The 20036-nt window shown below is 58.8% G+C and carries 13 protein-coding genes; 7 read left to right on the top strand and 6 right to left on the bottom strand.

Annotated features, from left to right (window positions below; translation table 11 throughout):
- Positions 1–141 precede the first annotated feature (141 nt).
- The 3 genes from pulA to hexR all read right to left on the bottom strand — a co-directional run bounded on the left by pulA (position 142) and on the right by hexR (position 6048).
- On the bottom strand, positions 142–3342 hold the full coding sequence (gene pulA / locus ACFOZ5_RS13290) for a pullulanase-type alpha-1,6-glucosidase (RefSeq protein ID WP_379888100.1): 3201 nt from the start codon (positions 3340–3342) through the stop codon (positions 142–144).
- Positions 3343–3502: 160 nt separating this feature from the next.
- Positions 3503–4843, bottom strand: a complete 1341-nt coding sequence (locus ACFOZ5_RS13285; protein ID WP_379888098.1) for a carbohydrate porin — start codon at positions 4841–4843, stop codon at positions 3503–3505.
- 335 nt (positions 4844–5178) lie between these two features.
- Complete coding sequence (gene hexR / locus ACFOZ5_RS13280; RefSeq protein ID WP_379888096.1) at positions 5179–6048, bottom strand: transcriptional regulator HexR; 870 nt, start codon at positions 6046–6048, stop codon at positions 5179–5181.
- 208 nt (positions 6049–6256) lie between these two features.
- Here hexR and zwf point away from each other — a divergent pair, with 208 nt between their 5' ends.
- Genes zwf through ACFOZ5_RS13265 form a run of 3 tightly spaced genes read left to right on the top strand, consistent with a single transcriptional unit; the run spans position 6257 to position 9109 of the window.
- The gene (zwf, locus tag ACFOZ5_RS13275; protein ID WP_379888094.1) at positions 6257–7732 is read left to right on the top strand and encodes a glucose-6-phosphate dehydrogenase; all 1476 of its coding nucleotides are present in this window, start codon (positions 6257–6259) and stop codon (positions 7730–7732) included.
- Entirely contained in the window at positions 7725–8438 is a 714-nt protein-coding gene (gene pgl / locus ACFOZ5_RS13270) for a 6-phosphogluconolactonase (protein WP_379888124.1), read from the top strand. The genes zwf and pgl overlap by 8 nt, the downstream gene beginning before the upstream one ends.
- A gap of 2 nt (positions 8439–8440) precedes the next feature.
- Positions 8441–9109 (top strand): bifunctional 4-hydroxy-2-oxoglutarate aldolase/2-dehydro-3-deoxy-phosphogluconate aldolase, encoded by a 669-nt coding sequence (locus ACFOZ5_RS13265; protein WP_379888093.1) that lies wholly within the window; start codon positions 8441–8443, stop codon positions 9107–9109.
- Positions 9110–9248: 139 nt separating this feature from the next.
- Here ACFOZ5_RS13265 and pyk read toward each other — a convergent pair whose 3' ends face one another.
- Together pyk and gap are read right to left on the bottom strand one after the other, a co-directional pair.
- Complete coding sequence (gene pyk / locus ACFOZ5_RS13260) at positions 9249–10697, bottom strand: pyruvate kinase (RefSeq protein ID WP_379888091.1); 1449 nt, start codon at positions 10695–10697, stop codon at positions 9249–9251.
- Complete coding sequence (gene gap / locus ACFOZ5_RS13255; protein ID WP_379888089.1) at positions 10697–11695, bottom strand: type I glyceraldehyde-3-phosphate dehydrogenase; 999 nt, start codon at positions 11693–11695, stop codon at positions 10697–10699. Before gap ends, pyk begins: the two co-directional genes overlap by 1 nt.
- Positions 11696–11854: 159 nt before the next feature.
- Here gap and edd point away from each other — a divergent pair, with 159 nt between their 5' ends.
- Together edd and ACFOZ5_RS13245 are read left to right on the top strand one after the other, a co-directional pair.
- Positions 11855–13675 carry a phosphogluconate dehydratase gene (edd, locus tag ACFOZ5_RS13250; protein ID WP_379888087.1) on the top strand — a complete coding sequence of 607 codons (1821 nt, stop codon included), beginning with the start codon at positions 11855–11857 and terminating at the stop codon, positions 13673–13675.
- A complete protein-coding gene (locus ACFOZ5_RS13245; protein WP_379888085.1) occupies positions 13672–14637 on the top strand; it encodes a glucokinase in 966 nt (321 codons plus the stop codon). The genes edd and ACFOZ5_RS13245 overlap by 4 nt, the downstream gene beginning before the upstream one ends.
- A 58-nt stretch (positions 14638–14695) precedes the next feature.
- On the opposite strand, the gene ACFOZ5_RS13240 is transcribed toward ACFOZ5_RS13245, so the two are convergent.
- The gene (locus tag ACFOZ5_RS13240) at positions 14696–16789 is read right to left on the bottom strand and encodes an alpha-amylase (protein ID WP_379888083.1); all 2094 of its coding nucleotides are present in this window, start codon (positions 16787–16789) and stop codon (positions 14696–14698) included.
- Positions 16790–17206: 417 nt separating this feature from the next.
- On the opposite strand from ACFOZ5_RS13240, the gene malE reads away from it, so the two are divergent.
- Both malE and malF read left to right on the top strand, forming a co-directional pair.
- Positions 17207–18403 carry a maltose/maltodextrin ABC transporter substrate-binding protein MalE gene (gene malE, locus ACFOZ5_RS13235; RefSeq protein ID WP_379888081.1) on the top strand — a complete coding sequence of 399 codons (1197 nt, stop codon included), beginning with the start codon at positions 17207–17209 and terminating at the stop codon, positions 18401–18403.
- A 116-nt stretch (positions 18404–18519) separates the two neighbouring features.
- Positions 18520–20016 carry a maltose ABC transporter permease MalF gene (gene malF, locus ACFOZ5_RS13230; RefSeq protein ID WP_379888079.1) on the top strand — a complete coding sequence of 499 codons (1497 nt, stop codon included), beginning with the start codon at positions 18520–18522 and terminating at the stop codon, positions 20014–20016.
- The last annotated feature ends 20 nt before the right edge of the window (positions 20017–20036 follow it).

Here is a 20036-nt window from a genome sequence, read left to right as displayed (position 1 = left end):
ATATGTGAGCAAGCTCAGACAGATACGAGCCGCCCCATCTGCTCCATCGCGAGGAGGCAGCCCCCCATGCTTCATCTGCACTGGGCGGCATGATTGGGCTGTCTGTCGGATAATGTGCGCGCCATGCCGGACGTCAGAGCCTCAGTGACGTGTTCGATCTTCATCAGCGGCGTCCCCGACAAGTGTCATAACGTTGCTGACCGGGACGCCTTCGCCTTGGCCGCCGATCTGGGGCTGTTCAAATACGGCGGTGGTCCAGGCAGGAACGGCGAACTGTCCGGAATTGAAGCTGGCGCGGGCCGTGGTTGCATCGCCGGTTTGCTGAGAGGGGTGCAATCGGAAGCCGGACAGGTCACTGTCCAATGTCTGAACCTGAGGCGTGGCGTTCATTATCACCATTACTGAGTCTCGCTGCGGATCCAGATCATCGCCTGCGTGGGTGCTGTCGTCGATGGAGTAGGCGATGACACCCGGAATCTGACTTGGACCGGTATTGTGGAACTGCAGGCGAGCCTGAACCGCCGCGGCGGAGGTCAGGCGGAACAGCGGACTCGAACGTCGGACTTTCAGGAGATCCTCGAATTGGCTCTTGGCCGCGAGCATGGAGCTGGTGTCTGGACGTGCATTGCTGTCCTGGATGATCTGCTTGATGAGGTTCCAGTTGCCTCCGTCTTTGGTTTCCCGGGGCAAGCCCCGGTTCCAGGTGGTTGAGGTCAGGCTGAAGTCGATTTCGTTGAACCAGTCGCCGGAGTCGTAGCTGTCCCGCTGCATGGATTTGGAGCGAAGGATCTCCGAGCCCATATGCAGGAACGGGATGCCCTGGCTGAGCGTGGGTACCGACAGACTCACGATCTGCATGCGCGCTCGTGTTGTCAGGGTTGCACTGCTGGTGACCTTGTACTGGTTATTGTCCCAAAGGGTCTGGTTGTCGTGCTTGGAGACATAATTGACCAGCTCCTGTGGGTCGGCTGTGTAGCCAGTGCGCTGGTCGTGGTAGTCCACATTGCGGGCGGCTTTCACCGTACCGTCGGCCGTCTCGAAGACGTAGTCCGCCAGACCACCGGCGATCCCACTACGGATCCAGTCAGCGCGCTCCAGGAGACGGGCTTTCTCGGCGTCGCTGCCAATGTTCAGTTCGTTCGGCTGCACGTAGAGCCCGTTTCCGAAGCCCTGGCGCTGGCGTAGCGCTTGGCCCCCATCAAAGGGGCCTCCACCTCGAACGGCGTCCCGGGCCCGGTCGTTAAAGCTGCCGATACCGGTACCGCCCATATTGGGCTGAATGGCATTGGTGCCACGGGCGTTGTCCTTAACCTCGCCGAAGTTCCAGGCCTCGCCGTAGAAGTAGGTGTCCGGATCAACCGCCCTGACCGCCTCGAGGGCCTGGGTCATATTATGGCGCATGTGGTGGCCCATGAGGTCGAAGCGGAAGCCGGAGATTCTGTAGTGCTGCGCCCATGTCACCAATGAGTCGATCATGAGCTTTTGCATCATGGCGTGCTCTGAGGCGGTGTTCTCGCAGCAAGAGGACTGCTCCACGTTGCCGGTGGCAGGGTCGCGGCGGTGGTAGTAGCCAGGGACGATGCGGTCCAGCACGGACTTGTCGCTCACGCCGGAAGCATTTGTGTGGTTGTAGACCACATCCATGACCACGTTAAGACCAAGTTCATTGAGTGATTGGACCAATCGCCGGAATTCCAGGATGCGGTTACTACCTTCGGCGTCGGTTGCGTAGCTGCCTTCCGGCACGGTGTAGTGCCAGGGGTCGTAGCCCCAATTGAAACTGTCCTTTCCGCGCAGTGTGTCGTACAGGGCCTGGGCATCGCCGGTGGCCGGGTCGAGGCTCTGCAGAACGCTGCGAATGGTCTGCGAGCCGCAGTACTCACTCCATTGTTCCGCTGCCGTTTCGGAGGCGTTGCAAAGAACCTGGAACGAGTCGTTGATATCTACGGTGGCCGCCGTATCTTCGCTAACGGTGGCAATGTCGAAGGTTGGCAGCAGGTGCAGGTGGGTGATGCCTGCCTCGGTCAGGTCCGATAAATGCCTCATGCCATCGCTTCCGGTTTCGGTGAAGGCCAGGTATTTTCCGCGCAATTCCTGGGAAACGGTCTCGTCATGGGCGCTGAAGTCGCGGACATGGGACTCGTAAATCACGATATCTTCCGGGTTGGCCACCGTAGGCGTGCTCTGGTCGTTCCAGCCAGCGGGCTTTAGATCTGTGTCTGTCAGGTTCACCACCTGGGCATATTGGCTGTTCCTGGACAGGCTGACCGCATAGGGATCGGTCGTCATCAGCGTTTCAACCTGCCGGGTGAGGGGGTGGTAGACGGTGACCTCATACTGATAGTAGGCCCGATCCAGAGAATGGTTGCCCTGGTATCTCCAGACACCTTTCACTTCCGCCATAGACTTGGGGAACCCGGGAAGCAGTTTTCTGTTTGCATCAAAGGCGTGGAGGCGCACTTTCTGGGCCGTCGGTGCCCAAAGCCGAAAAAGAGGCCCGTTGCCTGTGAAGATAACGCCCAAGTCGTCGTCGTAGGCATAGAGGTCGTCGAGTACGCCTGGTGTTTGCACCTCGGTGGCGTCCATGATCTCGCCAGCGCTATTGCGCGCCACGGCGACCACCTGGCCCTTCAGGGCCTCTTCCCGGGTCTGGGGGTCGATCGGCACCGTGAAGGCGGCACTGTCGGCCAGGTGAGGAAAGCGGGCCTTCAGGTCATCGGAAAGAGTGGCAGGTGTCAGTGGTACCGACTTGCCGCCTGTCACCTTGTTATTGTCGCTGTCGAGCTCGATTCCGGCGTTGCGGGAGTAGACCAGCTCCACGTTGGTGGGGGTGTTGTCGTACCAGACCAGGGTTTGCGAATCCAGCCAGTGGGCCGAGGCTCCGACGATGCGGATGGGCGGTTCGTCAAAGGGGGTGGAGGAGAGGTGATTGTAGCCGGAAACGGTGAACAGGCGCCGACCATACTCGTCGAAGGACCACATCTGGTTGACGCCGCCCAGGTCGCTTTCGTCGCCCTTGTGGATGGTGAAGTTGATGCATTGGGCGTGTGCAGTAAGTGCAATGCGGTAGTAGGCCCCATGTTCGGGATCGACTCCGTCAGCCAGCTTGGGCTGGCTCCAGTCGGTACTCCTGGCCAGGCCATTGCAAGCCTCAGTGTTCCAAAGGTGTAGGCCCCAGTCGTCGTAGTCGCCATCTGCGCGCTTGTAATAGAGCACGGCCTGCTGATCGTGGGGGTCGATGAGTCCGTCATCGTCGGCGACTTCTTCAGGATTATTCTCTGGACAGCCGGTGAGAACGATGGTGGCCAGGATGATTCCGGCCATGAGTTGTAGGGGGTTCATTACAAAATCCTTCTTGTTGTTATGCAGCTACATCTTTTGGTCCCCTCGGCCCTGAGAGGGCGGAGTAGTTGCGTTGCTGTAAGCACCGGAGTTGCGGCGGCAAATCCCAAAAAAAGGCCGGACAAGGCCGGCCTTTTGGTGTTGTTGCGGGTGTCCGTGTTTACCACCACGCTTCAAGTTGGGCGCCCACACGGATATCGCCTTCGATACCATCTCCACGGGCATTCTCCGCCTGGTCACCGAAGTAGGATGCGGCGTAAAAGCGGATGACAGGGCGGGCCCAGTAGCCGGGACCAGCGGACCATTGCTGAGCAACCGCAATTTTCTGAAGGTCCATGTCCTTACTCATCCACGGTTGCTGGACATTGTCGTAGCCGATTTCCACAGCGGTGCTGGACACAGTGCTCCAGTTATAGACCGGACGCAGGACAAAGCTGGTGCGCTCCGGTTCTTCCTCGGCCAAACCGGTGCCGTAGGTCTTGCCCTGTTGATAGAGGGCGGAGTAACCCAGGTCGAAGCCGTTGCCCAGCTCGATTACGCCGTGGTCAAGGATGCGGTAGCTCTCCTTGAGGGTTCCATCCCACCAGGGTTCGTTGAGGCTGGCGCTGGAACCGTGGTTGCCGAAGGCGGACTCGCCAAGAGAATCGGTGGCGTATTGCAGGACCAGTTTGTTGAAGCCGCCCATCATGCCGGTGGAGAGTTCCACCATGAGGTGGGTGCCGTCCTCGTCATCCATACCCGCGTCTTCCTGGGCGTCTGTCAGGTCGGCCATCCCATAGATGCCGACAAATTCCAGGGTGCTGCCACCAACTGGAAGAGCGTAGCGGATATCGAACTTGTTGTTCTGGACGATAGCGTCCGAATCGCCGTTCTGATCTTTGTCAAAATTGACCCACGCCAGCGAGAGTGTGCCGGGGCCGGCCTTGATGTTTTCGATACCTGCGCCGTAGCCCGAGTTGTTCAGGTAGTACAGATCCAGTTGGTGCACGTCCTTGCGCTGATAAAATCGCTTGCCGGCCCACAGGGTGGCACCGGGGAGGGCTTCGACCACGTTCTTACCGGACACGTAGGCCTGGCGCAGGGCCAGCTCGCCGCCAGCATACGGGCTGTCGCTGTTGGTGTTCACCGACTCATTGGCGAAGTCAACGCCGGTGACATCGTCGGTACCATCGAACGCCTGATAGTCATTGCCCTGGTTCAGTGCCTGGTAGGAGACCATGGAGTCGAAGCGGAAGGTCTGCTCATTCCGGGAGAACAGCTCCTGGCCCAGGCCAATCTCCAGATAGGTGTCGCACTCATCTGCCAGGCGTCCGGTGAAGTGACCGTCCGCGCCACTGCCGAAGCAGGTCTGTTCACCACCGCTGTCAATATTGCTGGACAGGCCGGCTCGGCCATAGCCGTGAAAGTCGAGGGCCAGTGCGGGGGAGGCCGTGAAAGCCGCTGCTACGGCCAGGGCAAGAGGAGTGCTAGCTGTACGGTGTTGTTGTGTTGTCGACGTCATCGTGCGTTTCCTGTTTCTCTTTTGTGGGGTGGTTCCCTTTTTGTTTGTTCTGGCAGAGGTCTGAATGTAATTCCGCCGCTGCCAGGAATCCCGACATCGGGAAACGTGAAGCCATAGTCACGGAGCGTGTAGGCAGCAACATCCTCCTGACATCAACTTTTCAGGGAGGGGGTAGAGGGGGGAAGAGGGGCGTAGAAGGTTCAGGGCGCCTGCGTCCGATGCAAGAGGAGCTGAGCCTTGCCGTCCTGGTAAGGTAAGGGGCTTGCAACTGCCGTGTTCCAGGGTGGCCTCCGGTTGAGTCGCAGGCCAAATGCAGCGTTGGACGTCTGAGACTACTAGGTGCCCTTGGGCGGAAACCGCGTCGGCTTGAGGCTATCTTTGATCTTTTTGAGGTGGGCCTGGAAGTCAGCGCCACGTTTGAGTGTGACACCCGTGGCCAGGATATCGATGATGGCCAGGTGAATGATGCGTGAGGTCATCGGGATATACATTTCGGTGTCTTCCGTGGTGGTCACCTCCAACGCTATGGTGCAGGCATCGGCGAGGGGCGAATCCGGTGCTGTGATGGCAATGACCGTTGCGCCATTCTCGCGGGCGGATTCCGCAATTTCTACCAGGTCACGAGTGCGACCGGTATAGGATATCAGGACGATGGCGTCGCCGGTACTGGCGCCTGCGGCTACCATCCGCTGCATCAGTACATCGTCGTAGGCAGTGACAGGAATGTTGAAACGGAAGAATTTATGCTGGGCGTCCAGGGCTACCGCTGCCGACCCGCCCATGCCGAAAAAGGCTACCTGCTTGGCTTGGATCAGATAGTCGATCGTCTGGCCCAGCTTTTGGCTGTCCAGCGCCTTTCGAGCTTTGTCCAGACTAACGATGGTACTGCGCATGATCTTGTCGGCAAAGACGTCTACGCTGTCGTCGGCATCGACACTCTGGCTGACATAGGGCGTGCCGCTGGCCATGCTTTGAGCCAATCGGATCTTGAAGTCCGGAAACCCCTTGGTGGAGAAATTGCGGCAGAAACGGTTGACTGTGGGCTCGCTGACGTCCGCGGTACGCGCCAGGGTGGCTATGCTGGAGCGGGTCGCGACAGCCGGATTTCTGAGGATGGCATCTGCCACCTTGCGCTCAGAGCGGTTGAGATCGTTCAGTCGGTTGCGAATGGCCTCCAGCATGTTGGGGTATTCGGACTCGGCCATGGTTTGGTGGGGCTCCCAATGTGGTGAACTTACGACGTTGCGTACTATACCGGGCTCCCGTCCGGAGTGTCGAGCAGCGCCGCGCCTTTCAGTAGCGGCGGGTCAGCGGTTTCGTTGTTAAATTAGGTATATTTTATCGAATGGGTTGGAAAAAGTTGGGTTATATGGAAGAATAATAATAAATATTACTACATAAGCGGCATGGTCCATGGAAATCAATAATACAGTTTTCGATCTGGTGCTGTTTGGCGCCCTGGGCGATCTGGCGCAGCGAAAGCTCTGGCCGGCACTCTATCAGTTGGAGCGGGCGGGGCTTCTTGCCGCCGAATCGCGGATCCTTGCTCTGGCACGCGAGGAAATGGAACCGGGCGCTTTTGCCACGCGGACTGCAAAGCGGCTGGAAGCGCAGCTCGATGCCAGTGATTTGGATCGCAATACTGTCCAGGCCCTGTTGGGAAAGGTCGAGTACCAGGCTTTTGACTTCAGTGAGGCGGAACGGTACTCCGTTCTGAAGCAATGGCGGGAGCAGCGATCGGTGCCCCTGATCGTCTACATGGCCACGCAACCGTCCATTTACGGGTTGATAGGCGAGGGTCTTCACGAGGCCCAGTGTATCGTCGCTGATACCCGTGTCGTGGTGGAGAAGCCGATCGGTCACGACCTGAGGTCTTCTCGTGAGATCAACGATCAACTGGCCCGCTACTTTAATGAGAGCCAGATCTTCCGTATTGACCACTATCTGGGAAAGGAAACGGTTCAGAATCTGATTGCCCTGCGTTTTGCCAACAACCTGTTCGCGGCCCAGTGGAATCAGAACCATATTTCCCACGTAGAGATCACCGTGGCCGAGAGGGTGGGCATTGAAGGCCGTTGGGGCTATTTCGACGAAGCCGGCCAGATGCGCGATATGGTGCAGAACCATCTCTTGCAGCTGTTGTGCCTGATTGCCATGGATCCGCCCTCGGACCTGTCCGCCGACAGCATTCGCGATGAGAAGGTGAAGATTCTCAAAACGCTGCGGGCCATAACGCCGGACCTGATGGCCACCCATCTGGTGCGCGGTCAGTATACGGCCGGTACCTCCGATGGTAATCCGGTTCCGGGTTACCTGGAGGAGGAGGGGGCCGTGCGAGAAAGCTGCACCGAGACCTTCGTGGCGATCAAGGCCGAGATCGAGAACTGGCGTTGGGTTGGCGTACCGTTTTATCTGCGTACGGGAAAGCGTCTGCCGGAGAAGGTGTCCCAGATCATTATCCACTTCAAGCCTGCACCACACTACATCTTTGACCCGGACCAGAAGCACCTGGCCCACAATAAGCTGATTATCCGTCTGCAACCGGACGAGGGCATTTCCCTGGAAGTGCTGACCAAAGATCAGGGGTTGGACAAGGGGATGCGTCTGCGTCAGGGGCCGCTGCAGTTGAATTTTTCGAAAGCCTTCGATACTGCCCGTATTCCTGATGCCTACGAGCGCTTGCTGTGGGAGGTGATAAAAGGCAACCAGTATCTGTTCGTCCGTCGCGATGAGGTGGAGTTCGCCTGGCGCTGGGTCGACCGGCTTATTGCTGACTGGGAGTCGTCCGGCGAGGCGCCCAGGCGCTATGTGGCTGGTACCTGGGGGCCCGTTGCCTCCATTGCGATGATGGCCCGGGACGGAAGGAGCTGGTATGAGGAGGATGTCTGAGCTCGGCTGGCCGGAAGGTGTCTCCACGAATTCCGCAGAGAGCAGGGGGGCTCTGGGCGAAGTTTTGGCAATGCAGGTCGCGGCATGGCTGCGTGAAGCGCTGGTTGAACGCGGGGTGGCGACCCTGGCTGTGTCCGGAGGCAGCACGCCGGTGCCATTCTTTCAGGCGCTGGCCCGCCAGCCGCTCGACTGGGAGCGGGTGACCGTCACCCTGGTAGATGAGCGCTGGGTGCCGGAATCCCATCAGGCCAGCAATGCCCGCTTGCTGCGAGCGCATCTGCTGAAGGGGGCGGCTGCTCAAGCGAACTTCACGCCTCTGGTGACGAATGCGGCCTCTCCGGGGGAGGGGCAGCCTGAGGTCCAGGCGCAGTTGGCTGCCTTGCCGGCCACCCTGGACGTGGTAATTCTGGGTATGGGTACAGACGGCCATACCGCCTCCCTGTTTCCCGGTACGCCAGGGCTTGAGCAGGCCTTGAGGCCAGACTGTCCTTCTCGCTGCCAGGCAATGAGCCCCCCGGAGGCTTTGCAGGAGCGAATCACGCTCACCCGCCCGGTGATCGATGCTGCCCGTCACCGGGTTCTGCACATTGCCGGTGAAGACAAGCTCGTCACGCTGGAGAAGGCGTTGGCCAGCCCCGAACTTATCCTTTCCATGCCCATCCGTGCCTTTCTGCGTAGTGGGTTGGCCGTATATTGGAGTGCTTGATCATGGCAGACTACCAGCTTTCTGTGTCACTCAAGAATCGTATGAACCAGATTCTGGATGCCTCCCCGCTGATTCCGGTGATCACCATCGAGGATCCGGCTCAGGTGGTTCCTTTGGGGGACGCGTTGGTGGCCGGAGGCCTACGGGTTCTCGAGATTACCCTTCGAACACCGCATGGGCTGGATGCCATTTCCAGGTTGCGCGCGCGCCACCCCGACGTCTGGATTGGAGCAGGAACAGTTGCCACCCTGGATCAATATAGAGCAGTTGAGGATGCCGGCGGTCAGTTCGTGATCACGCCGGGGTTGACGCGGGAGTTGCTTGACTATGGCTCTCGTGCGACTGCGCCGCTGTTGCCCGGCGTCGCCACCCTGTCGGAGCTTATGGAAGGCTATCGATTGGGATATCGGGCCTTCAAGTTCTTCCCTGCCGAGGTCGCCGGTGGTGTGGCAGCGCTCAAGGCTTTTGGTGGCCCCTTCGGCGATGTGCGTTTTTGTCCGACGGGCGGGATTCGTCAAGCCACTGCCAGTGATTACCTGGCCCTGGCCAATGTGGCTGCGGTGGGCGGCACCTGGTTGACGCCAGAGAGCGCGCTCAGTAATGGTGACTGGCAGGTTGTGACACGGGTAGCCCGGGATAGCCTGGAAGCCATCCGGTCTCTTGGCACCTGATAAAACCTTTTGTCAGGCGGGCCTCCGTCAGGCATCCACTTTGAGCGATCAAAAAAAGGCAGGGTAGGAGGGGACTCCAAAACCCTGCAAAAGGCACCCAGTGGGTGAGAAAGGTTGGTCCTGGCTGAGATGAGCCAGGCTATCGGATGTTGCTGCCTGCCTTGACGATCTTCATCGTGTTCGTGCCACCCTGGGCGTTGGCGTAGTCGCCCTTGGTGATAACCACTCGATCGCCGGCCTTGATCACGCCGCGCCGCTCCAGTTCCAGAACGACGCTGGCATTTATGGCTTCGTTGGGTATGGTTCTGCTGTCGAAGGGAACGGTTTGAACGCCCCGATAGAGAGTCACCCGGGCCTGTGTGGCTAAGTGTCGGCTGAAAGCGAAGATGGGCAACGAAGACTTGATGCGGGACATCATTAGCGGGGTGGCCCCGGTTTCCGTCATGCAGACTATGGCCCGGACGTCTTCCAGGTGATTTGCGGCATACATGGCTGACAGGGCGATGGCTTCGTCCACCTTCTCCATGGTTTCGTTGATGCGGTGCCTGGAGTGGTGGGTCGACGACTGCCTCTCGGCGCCAACACAGATGCGTGCCGTGGCCTCTATCGCCTCTTTCGGGTATCGCCCGACTGCGCTCTCCGCCGACAGCATCACGGCGTCGGTGTAGTCGAGGACGGCGTTGGCCACGTCGGAAACTTCCGCCCGGGTTGGTATGGGGCTGGTGACCATGGACTCCATCATCTGTGTGGCCGTTATCACCACGCGATTCAGGGCGCGTGCCCGGCCGATGATGTGCTTCTGCACGCCAACCAGCTCGGCGTCGCCGATTTCCACTCCCAGGTCTCCGCGGGCCACCATGACCGCATCCGAGGCAATGATAACCTTGTCCAACTGGTCGGTGTCGTTCACCAGCTCGGCACGCTCGATTTTGGCGATGACACCCGCTTGGGAGTTGCACTCCCGAAGTAACGCGCGGGTCTGGTCGATGTCTTCACGGCACCGGGTAAAGGAGACCGCCACATAGTCCGTGTCCAGTTCCACTGCGGTCTTCAGGTCCCTGCGATCCTTATCGGTGAGGGCGGGGGCGGAGAGGCCCCCCCCGCGCTTGTTAAGGCCCTTGTTATCGGAAAGCTCTCCACCCAGTCGCACCTGGCAGGCAATTGAGGTGCCTTCCACCTGCTGTACGGCCAGTTCGATCCTCCCGTCGTCCAGCAGAAGGATGTCACCCGGCTCAACATCCTGGGTCAGATGCTCGTAGTCCAGGCCAACGCAGGTTTCCGTGCCGGCGTCCTTTGGCCACGTCGTGTCCAGGGTGAATTGGTCGCCAGCCGCCAGATTGACCTTGCCCTCCCTGAAGCGGGCAATCCGCAGCTTGGGTCCCTGCAGGTCCGCCAGGATGGCGACGGTGCGGCCTTCCGAGCGGGCAATGCGACGCACAGCCCTGGCTCTCGCTATGTGCTCTTCGGCGTTGCCGTGAGAAAAGTTGAGTCGTACCACATCCGTGCCCGCAGCGATTATGTCCCTGATGGAGTCCTCTTCGGTGGTCGCGGGGCCCAGGGTGGCCACAATCTTGGTCCTTCTGAGCATTATTGGTTTCCCAGTGCGAGTGCGTTGTCCAGCATGCGGTTGGAAAAGGCCCACTCATTGTCATACCAGGCCATGACTTTGACGTGGTGGCCTTTGACCTTGGTGTGGTTGGCGTCGAACACGCTGGAGAGGGCTTCATGATTGAAGTCGCTGGAGACCAGGGGGTCCGGGTTGTACCCCAGCACCGACGAGCCTTCGGCGGCCATCTTCATGATGCCGTTGATTTCTTCGACACTGGTCGTGTGGGCGGCGATGAAGGAGAGGTCTACCAGGGAGACGTTGATGGTTGGCACGCGTACCGCCATGCCGTCCAGTCTGCCATCCAGGTCCGGCAGAACCTGGCCGATTGCAGCAGCGGCGCCGGTCTTGGTTGGAATCATGGACTGGGTAGCCGAGCGGGCCCGATATGGGTCCTTGTGATAGGCATCACTCAGGTTCTGGTCGTTGGTGTAGGAATGGATGGTGGTCATCAGTCCGCTCTCGATGCCTACCGATTGGTGCAGTACCTGAGCGATCGGAGCCAGACAGTTGGTGGTGCAGCTGGCATTGGAGATGATCTGGTGCTGGCTGTTTAGCGCCTCGTGATTGACTCCATAGACAATGGTTGCGTCAGCGTCATGGGCGGGGGCGGAGATAATGACCTTTCTGGCGCCAGCGGTCAGATGGCCCAGGGCTTTGTCGCGGGTGGTGAACAAGCCGGTGCACTCCATGACGATATCAACCTGCTGGGCCCGCCAGGGCAGCTCACTGGGCTGGCGAATGGAAGAGATGGCGATACGATCCCCGTTCACAGAGATGGATTCCTCATCATGGCTGACCGAGCCAGGAAAGCGGCCGTGGACGGAATCGTACTTGAGCAGGTGGGCGTTGATGGCGGCATCGCCCAGATCATTGATGGCGACGACTTGTATCTGGTCGCGGTACTGGCCTTCGTAGACGGCCCTGAGAACATTTCGGCCTATGCGGCCGAAGCCATTGATAGCGACACGCAATGTCATGATGCACTCTCCGGGGTTGTTTGAATTATTCACGATGTAGTAAACATAACAAACAAAAACCGTATTAGGTAGCTCTTTGTGTGAAAATGTGGAATAAATATAGTAATATTACCGATACAAATCTGGATTGGATGAATATTCACCACAAAGGGGTTAGCTATGCATCCGATGGTCGAGCGGGTCACTCAGCGCATCATTGATCGGAGTCGTGAGGAACGTAAGCGTTATCTGGCGAGGATGGCGCGGTTGCGGCGCGAAGGTCCGCAGCGGGAAGTCTTGTCCTGTGGCAACCTGGCACATGGTTTCGCCGCTTGTGGCTCTGGTGACAAGGAAACCCTGCGCTTCATGAATCAGGCCAACGTGGCGGTAGTGTCGGCGTACAACGACATGCTATCCGCCCATCAGCCTTACCGTGATTTCCCGGAGGTTATAAAACAGGCCGCGGCTGGCATGGGTTGCGTGGCCCAGTTTGCCGGCGGCACGCCGGCGATGTGTGACGGCATCACCCAGGGTCAGCCAGGCATGGATCTCAGTCTCTTTTCCCGGGATGTGATCGCCATGAGCACGACCCTGGCGCTGAGCCACAACATGTTCGACGCTACCGTGATGTTGGGAATTTGCGACAAGATTGTGCCCGGCCTGCTGATTGGCGCTTTGAGCTACGGCTATCTGCCGACGGTCCTCATACCTGCGGGGCCCATGCCCTCCGGCCTGCCCAACAAGGAAAAGCAGCGAGTACGTCAGCTCTATGCCGAAGGCAAGGTGGGCAAGGAGGATCTGCTGGAGGCAGAAAGCCGGTCCTATCACAGCCCGGGCACCTGTACTTTCTACGGCACCGCCAACAGCAACCAGTTGCTGGTCGAAGTGATGGGGCTGCATCTGCCCGGTTCGGCATTCGTGCAACCCGGGACGCAACTTCGGGATGCGTTGACCCGCGAGGCAACCGAGCAGGTGATCCGTCTGTCGGCGCCTAACGGAGGCGAGATGGGCCTGTGCGATATGGTTGCGGAGAAGAATATAGTCAATGCGCTGGTCGCCTTACTGGCCACCGGTGGTTCGACCAATCATACTATGCACTGGGTGGCGATTGCCCGTGCTGCAGGCATCCTGATTGATTGGAATGATTTCGATGACCTCTCCGGGGTTGTGCCTGGCCTGACCAGGATCTATCCCAATGGGCAGGCGGATATCAACGACTTCCATGACGCCGGCGGCACGGCCTTCCTGATCCGCGAGCTGCTGGATGCCGGGCTGCTGCATGAGGACGTGGAGACCGTGGTGGGTCACGGGCTTCGCAGGTATACCGAGTTGCCGCAATGGCGTGAGGGCAGACTGTTGTGGGAGCCCGCGCCGGTCTGTTCGCTCAATCCCGCCGTGCTGGAGTCAGCCAGGGAACCGTTTGCCAAGGACGGAGGCCTGCGGGTCCTGGACGGTAACCTGGGGCGTGGCGTGATCAAGGTGTCGGCGGTGGCCCCGGAACACCATGTGATCGAAGCCCCGGCCCTGGTGATGGATAGTCAGGAAGCTGTGGCTGAAGCGTTCGAAGAAGGTCGGCTTGATCGTGACTGCGTCGTGGTGATTCGTTTTCAGGGACCCAGAGCCATAGGTATGCCGGAGCTGCATAAGCTCACGCCCTATTTGGGTGTACTGCAGGATCGCGGCTACCGGGTGGCGCTAGTTACCGACGGACGCATGTCCGGAGCCTCTGGTAAAGTGCCGGCAGCTATCCATGTCTATCCCGAAGCTGCGGACGGTGGCCCCCTGTCGAAAGTGCATGACGGCGACCACATCCGGCTGGACGCCCGGGAAGGCACTCTGGATGTTGTCGGGTTGAATGACTGGATGTATCGGGAGCCGGTCCAGGCCGATCTGGCGGCTCATCAACACGACTATGGGCGCGAGCTCTTTGGCTGGATGCGTGCGAAGGCCGACACGCCGGAAAACGGAGCCTCCTTTTTTTGGACCGCACAGACAGAATGACTAATACACCTTTGGCACTGGTTGGAGATATCGGTGGAACCAATGCCCGCTTCGCCTTGGTGGAGCCGGGCTCGGTTACCTTGAATTCGGTCGCGGTGCTGCCCTGCGCCGACTACGACAACCTGGACGGGGCGGTAAGGGACTACCTGCAACAGGCAGGTGCTGGTGACGTGAATCGGGCCTGCATGGCTTTCGCCTGTCCAGTGAATGACGAGACGGTGCGTATGACCAATAACCCCTGGGTTTTTCGCAAGACGGCGATGCGCGAGGCTCTGGGCCTGGAACTGTTCAAGATTGTCAACGATTTCACTGCCATGGCTCTGGGAGTGCCCCACGTTACCGCCGACCAGCTGCACCCCGTTGGTGGTGGTGTACGGGATATGCACCGACCGCGCCTGGTTATCGGACCTGGCACAGGCCTCGGTGTTTCGGCGCTGGTGCCCACCCATCACGACTTTGTCCCCCTGGCTACCGAAGGTGGGCACGTGGACTTTGCTCCCACGGACGAGTTGGAGGTGGCGGTTCAGCAGACCCTGCGTGCCCGATTTGGCCGTGTCAGCGTGGAACGGATTCTCAGTGGGCAGGGTTTGCTCAATCTGTATCAGGCGCTGGCTGAAATCGAGCAAGAACCCGTGAGGCTGCACACCCCTCAGGCTGTCACTCAGGCGGCGTTGCAGCAACACGACCCATTCGCCAGACGGGTACTAAGGATGTTCTGCGAAATTCTGGGTCGGGTAGCCGGGAATGCCGCGCTGACACTCGGCAGCCTGGGAGGGGTCTATGTTTGTGGTGGCATAGTACCGCGTTTCCTTGATTTCTTCCGTGACAGCCCGTTCCGTGTGGCCTTCGAGGAAAAGGGGCGCATGCGTCCGCTGATGGAGTCGATACCCACCTATGTCGTGACCGAACCCTATACGGGCCTTCTGGGTGCCGCAGAGGCGCTGGACAATGAGGAAGTCTGACTGGCTGGAGCAGACGTCCCTGGTCCCGGGGTTAACCCGATTGCCTGGCAAGCCAGGCCTATCGGCGCTTTTCGCCCACTGCAACAATTACACGGTCAGCGCCACGCGTCCGGCTGAAGGCGTAGGGTGCATCCGACAGCTTGCGATGGGTTCCGCCGCCAATGGCTGGGTGGCGGTTCCGGAACTGGCTGATTTTACGCCAGTGCTCAAGTAACGCCGCTGTCTCCTCATCTTTGATTGCCGTCCAGTTCATATCGGAACGGGTGCCCTGGGTCGGGTCGGAGCCGCTGGGGCCAAAGGGGCGGGCTGTTTCGTCGCCGTAGAACAACTGCACGGCGCCGGGAAGCAGCAGTAGGGCGGGCGCCACGCCCTTCTGCATCGACTCATCGTCGGCCATTTGGCTGAACAGCTTGGTGTCATGGGATGAGATGTAGCTCATGACGTTGAAGTCTTCGTCGCTGTTCAGTTTGTCGGCGTATTCGGCAAACACCGGTTCCATATTGGACAGGCAGCGGGCGCCGTCCCTGGCGTGGCGTTTCTGAAAGTCAAAGTTGATGATGGCATCGAAGCCATAGTCGAAGTATCGGCTCTTCTGCATACCGTGAGGGAACACCTCACCCACCATCCAGAACTGGTTCGACGGTCTCTGCTGGTCGGGATGGTTGTTGTAGTAGTCCTCCCAGGCTTGTTGGGCGGCCTGTTTCAGTTCAGCCCAAGCTTGGGGCTCCACGTGTTTGGCGGTGTCGACCCGGAACCCATCAATGCCGAACTCGCGTACCCAGCCGGTCAGCCAGTTGATCAGGTAGTCTCGCACGGCGGCATCGCGTAGAGGGCTGGCACCGGAATCGGCCTTTTCAGCCAGGAAGGGAGGCAGCTTGACCGGATCGTCCGACTCGGTCTTGAAGTCCGGCAGGAAGGCCAGTGAGCCTTTTTGCGGGTCTACGGTAAGGTTGGGAGGCTGGTGGTAATCTGCGATGCTGGCGCGCACCCAATCCTTGCCCCACCAGCGGCTCCAGCCTTCGTGACCGTAGTCAATCATGGCGTGGTAGTCGTGGAAGTCGTCATAGCCGCTGGGCCGCCAGTCGCCCCAGCGATCCGGCAGATACTGCTCGAAGCCCTCTCTCAAGCCCCCGAACTCAAATGTCTGCATGTCTTGCAAAGTAGCGTAGCCTGGGTGGTTCATGACCACGTCGAACAGGATCCGGATACCCCGCTGATGTGCTTGTTCAACCAGAGTCCGTAACTCCTTACGGGTCCCCATGTTGGCATCCAGTCGAGTGAAGTCGAGCGTGTAGTAGCCGTGGTAGCCGTAATGACGAAAGTCGCCCCGATCGCCGCCGCCGACCCAGCCATGTATCTGCTCGAAGGGTGGGGACAGCCAAAGGGTGTTGATGCCCAGGTCTTCCAGGTAGTCCAGCTTTTCCGTGAGCCCGGCGAAGTCACCGCCGTGGAAGGTGCCGATCTCCTGCTTGCCGTCGGATTGTCGTCCGTAACTGTGATCATTGTTGGCACGGCCGTTGGCAAAGCGATCGGTCATGACGAAGTAGACGGTAGCGTTGGCCCAGTGGAATTCGTGGGTTTGCGCGTTGGCCGCCTCAAGGAGTAGCAAGCCATTCGAGTCCGGCGCAGGCGCCAGCGTTATGGTGCCATTTTTCACCTGGGCCTTTCGGCCTGAGTAGGCATCCTGAAGCCATTCTCCGTTATTGAAGACATCGCTTACCGGCACGGTGAGGGGCCGGTAGTCTGCGTTACAGCTATCCGGACCACTATTTGCCGGGCGCAGGGGGGCGGCGCCAATGTTCTTTTGTGGGGCCTTGGCCTTGACAATGCGAAAATGTGACCGGGTTCCAGAGGCGACATGGAGTCGATAGAACCCTGCCTTTTTCACCGTAAACTGGTAGGTGGCGTTATGGGGCGGGGTAAAATCATTGCGGAGATAGACCTTTGCGGGCTGGACCTCCGAACTGCCGGAGCCAAATTTCAGTTCGTAGTCACCGGCTGCAAAATGGGCGATCCGGGCCTCGGAATCGGCCCATTCGGTCGGGCCACTGGCAGCGGAAAGTTGGATACCGGCTGGTTGCGGAGTTGCACAGCCGAGAAGAGCCAATATGGGCAGACAGGCCAGAGTAATACTGAAACAGCTGCGGAACATAAAAAGCCTACTCCATTGTTGTCATTATGTGTCGGGCAGGCCCAGCGTCGGCGGCTCCCGCACCCGGGCTTTGCGACATCCTGCCGGCAGGGCTGGTCGTTGCTTTATGAAGGCATCTCAGCAGATCAGCAGCAGACTTAACAGGGGGAATTTCTACACCGGGCTACGCCCCTCTTCTACGCCTCAGGGATGAAAATCAAGGGGGATGTGCATAATGCAAGTTTCACAGAGCATCGGTAACGAATACGAAGTGGCGGTGTCAGATCGTCACTATCAAAACAAGAATAAGGAACGTTCTTAGCAACCGGCAGTTGTAGTCTGCGCGCCAGGTAACGCGATTACTGGCAGGCGAAGCTAACTACAAAACGAAAGGCTGCGGGTGGTGTGATCGTTCCTAAGCCAATTGAGGTTCTGATTATGCAACCGTTCAACAACAATCTGAGTAAAGCTCTCCTCACCACCGTCGCCTTGACCGCGGGCTTGGCCGGACCGGCCGCCGCGGAAATCGAGGAAGGCAAGCTGGTGGTATGGATCAACGGTGACAAGGGCTACAACGGCCTGCAGCATGTCGGTGACTGGTTTACCAAAGAAACGGGTATTCCCGTGGAAGTGGCGCATCCAGACAGCGTGACCGATAAGTTCCAGCAAGCTGCAGCCACCGGTAATGGACCGGACATCTTCATCTGGGCCCATGACCGCTTCGGCGAATGGGCCCAGAGCGGTTTGATTGTGCCGGTGACTCCCTCCGAATCCGTGAAGGATGGTATCTTCGATTTCACGTGGGATGCGGTTACCTGGAATGGCGACATCTACGGCTACCCGATGGCGGTGGAATCCATTGGCCTGATCTATAACAAGGATCTGGTGAAGGAGCCACCCAAGAGCTTTGAGGAGGTGGAAAAGCTCGGTCGTGAACTTGCCGAGGACGGCAAGAAAGCGATCCTCTGGGACTACAACAATACCTATTTCTCCTGGCCCCTGATGGCGGCCAATGGGGGTTACCCGTTCAAGAAAACGGAGAATGGCTATGACGTCACGGACACGGGTGTGAACAACGAGGGCGCGCTCAAGGGTGCCAAGACCATTACGCGCCTGATTGAGGAAGGCATCATGCCTCGTGGTGCCGATTACGGTGTCATGGACTCCAAGTTCAACAAGGGTGAAGTGGCCATGATGATCACTGGACCCTGGGCCTGGTCCAACCTGCGTAAGAGTGGTATTGATTTCGGGGTCAGCACCATTCCCACGATCGATGGCGAACCGGGCAAGCCGTTCGTTGGGGTCATGGCCGCGACCATCAATGCGGCCAGCCCCAACAAGGAACTGGCGGTCGAATTCATCGAGAACTACATGCTTTCCCAGAAGGGGCTGCAAACCGTCAATGCCGATGTTCCCCTGGGAGCGGTCGCGGATAAGGCCTTTATGGAAACTCTCTCTGAAGACCCGAATATCAAGGCGACGTTCGAGAACGCGCGGCTGGGCGAGCCGATGCCCAATGTGCCGGCTATGGGCGCTTTCTGGTCATCCATGGGGCCGGCATTGCAGAATATGACTTCCGGACGCCAGTCCGTCGAGAGTGCCCTGGATACCGCTGCTGAGCGGATCGTACGCTAATTCAGTTGTGGCCCTGGCGCCCGGTTCTGTACCGGGCCCTCTCCACCTCAAGACATTAGGTGTCCAGCATGTCGACGCAGACCGCGACGTTTTCATTGCCGAAAGGCAACCATTCTATGCCTTGGGTTTTTCTCAAGTGGCCCATTCTGGGCGGTGTATTCACCTTGGCCTTCTATCTGATCACCGCATTGTACCTGCAGCGTGAGTTCGTGTTTGCCCTGCTGTTCCTGGTGCTGACCGGGTCGGCCATTTATATCTTCGCCAGCCAGAGGGCGTATAAATACCGGTATGTTTATCCCGCTGTCGCCGGTATGGGGCTGTTTGTCATCTTCCCACTGTTCTATACGGTAGGGATTGGCTTCACCAACTATAGTGCGTCCAACCTGCTGAGTCAGGAGCGGGTTACTGATCAACTCCTGGCCAAACGCTACCAGAAAGATGAGGGCCGTTTCGGATTCGAGTTGTATGAAACACCGGGCGGGGTCATCGCTTATCTGGAAAACGGCACACGTTATGTCAGCCCACCCCTGCCACTGAACGGGGGCGACTTTGAAGAACCGGTGATGCTGGAAGAGGTGGGGGTCCCCCCGGCCGGCGATGCACTGGGACTGCGAACGGTGATCCGGAACCGTGAGGCTTTAAAGCAGTTGACGCTGACAAAGCCTGACGGCACACCGCTGGAACTGGCCAGTTTGCGTAGCTTCGCTTCCCTGGCTCCGGTCTATTCGCAGCAGGATAATGGCAGCCTGGTGGACAACCGCACGGGGGAGCTCTATTTCCCCAATCAGGAATCCGGTTTTTTTGAGAATGGAGAAGGTGAACGGCTGACCCCGGGATGGGCCGTCACCATCGGGTTCGACAACTACATGCGTGTCCTGACAGATCCCAGCATTAGCGGTCCGTTCATGAAAATCTTCATATGGACCTTCACCTTCGCCGGACTGACCGTGTTGTTCACTTTCATTCTGGGCCTGGTGCTGGCCAGTCTTCTGCAGTGGGACAGGATTGGTGCCAAGGGCTTTTACCGCACCATGCTGATCCTGCCCTACGCGGTGCCGGCATTTATCTCGATTCTGGTCTTCAAGGGGCTGTTCAATCAGAATTTCGGTGAGATCAACCTGGTGCTGGAGAACCTGTTCGGCGCCCGCCCTGACTGGTTCAGCGACCCGGCGCTGGCACGCACCATGATCCTGATCGTCAACACTTGGCTGGGTTATCCCTACATGATGTTGCTGAGTATGGGGCTTTTGCAGGCCATCCCCCGTGATCTGTACGAGGCTTCAGCTATGGATGGGGCAGGCCCCATTGACAACCTGTTCCGGATCACCCTGCCGATGATCATCAAGCCGATGATGCCGCTGATGATTGCCAGCTTTGCTTTCAACTTCAATAATTTCGTCCTGATTGCCCTGTTGACCGGTGGCGCCCCCGATATTATCGGCGCCAGCACCCCGGCGGGTACTACGGACCTGTTGGTGAGCTATACCTACCGGATCGCGTTTCAGGATTCGGGGCAGAACTTCGGCCTCGCGGCAGCCATCGCCACCATCATCTTCCTCCTGGTGGGGACGCTTTCGCTGATCAATCTGAAACTGTCCAAGGTCAAGGTGTAACTCCTGAAGGAAACTGACTT

Source organism: Marinobacter lacisalsi, assembly GCF_042651045.1.
GTDB classification, from domain to species: Bacteria; Pseudomonadota; Gammaproteobacteria; order Pseudomonadales; family Oleiphilaceae; genus Marinobacter; species Marinobacter lacisalsi.
Note: the sequence above shows the minus strand (reverse complement) of the source record. Positions and strands in the feature narration are given on the sequence as shown.

Excerpts from the sequence above, each read along its gene's own strand:
- edd (WP_379888087.1), top strand. The coding sequence starts at position 11,855 with ATGCATCCGATGGTCGAGCGGGTCACTCAGCGCATCATTGATCGGAGT.
- hexR (WP_379888096.1), bottom strand. The coding sequence starts at position 6,048 with ATGGCCGAGTCCGAATACCCCAACATGCTGGAGGCCATTCGCAACCGA.
- malF (WP_379888079.1), top strand. The coding sequence starts at position 18,520 with ATGCCTTGGGTTTTTCTCAAGTGGCCCATTCTGGGCGGTGTATTCACC.
- ACFOZ5_RS13265 (WP_379888093.1), top strand. The coding sequence starts at position 8,441 with ATGGCAGACTACCAGCTTTCTGTGTCACTCAAGAATCGTATGAACCAG.
- zwf (WP_379888094.1), top strand. The coding sequence starts at position 6,257 with ATGGAAATCAATAATACAGTTTTCGATCTGGTGCTGTTTGGCGCCCTG.
- ACFOZ5_RS13240 (WP_379888083.1), bottom strand. The coding sequence starts at position 16,789 with ATGTTCCGCAGCTGTTTCAGTATTACTCTGGCCTGTCTGCCCATATTG.
- malE (WP_379888081.1), top strand. The coding sequence starts at position 17,207 with ATGCAACCGTTCAACAACAATCTGAGTAAAGCTCTCCTCACCACCGTC.
- pyk (WP_379888091.1), bottom strand. The coding sequence starts at position 10,697 with ATGCTCAGAAGGACCAAGATTGTGGCCACCCTGGGCCCCGCGACCACC.
- gap (WP_379888089.1), bottom strand. The coding sequence starts at position 11,695 with ATGACATTGCGTGTCGCTATCAATGGCTTCGGCCGCATAGGCCGAAAT.
- pulA (WP_379888100.1), bottom strand. The coding sequence starts at position 3,342 with ATGAACCCCCTACAACTCATGGCCGGAATCATCCTGGCCACCATCGTT.
- ACFOZ5_RS13285 (WP_379888098.1), bottom strand. The coding sequence starts at position 4,843 with ATGACGTCGACAACACAACAACACCGTACAGCTAGCACTCCTCTTGCC.
- ACFOZ5_RS13245 (WP_379888085.1), top strand. The coding sequence starts at position 13,672 with ATGACTAATACACCTTTGGCACTGGTTGGAGATATCGGTGGAACCAAT.
- pgl (WP_379888124.1), top strand. The coding sequence starts at position 7,725 with ATGTCTGAGCTCGGCTGGCCGGAAGGTGTCTCCACGAATTCCGCAGAG.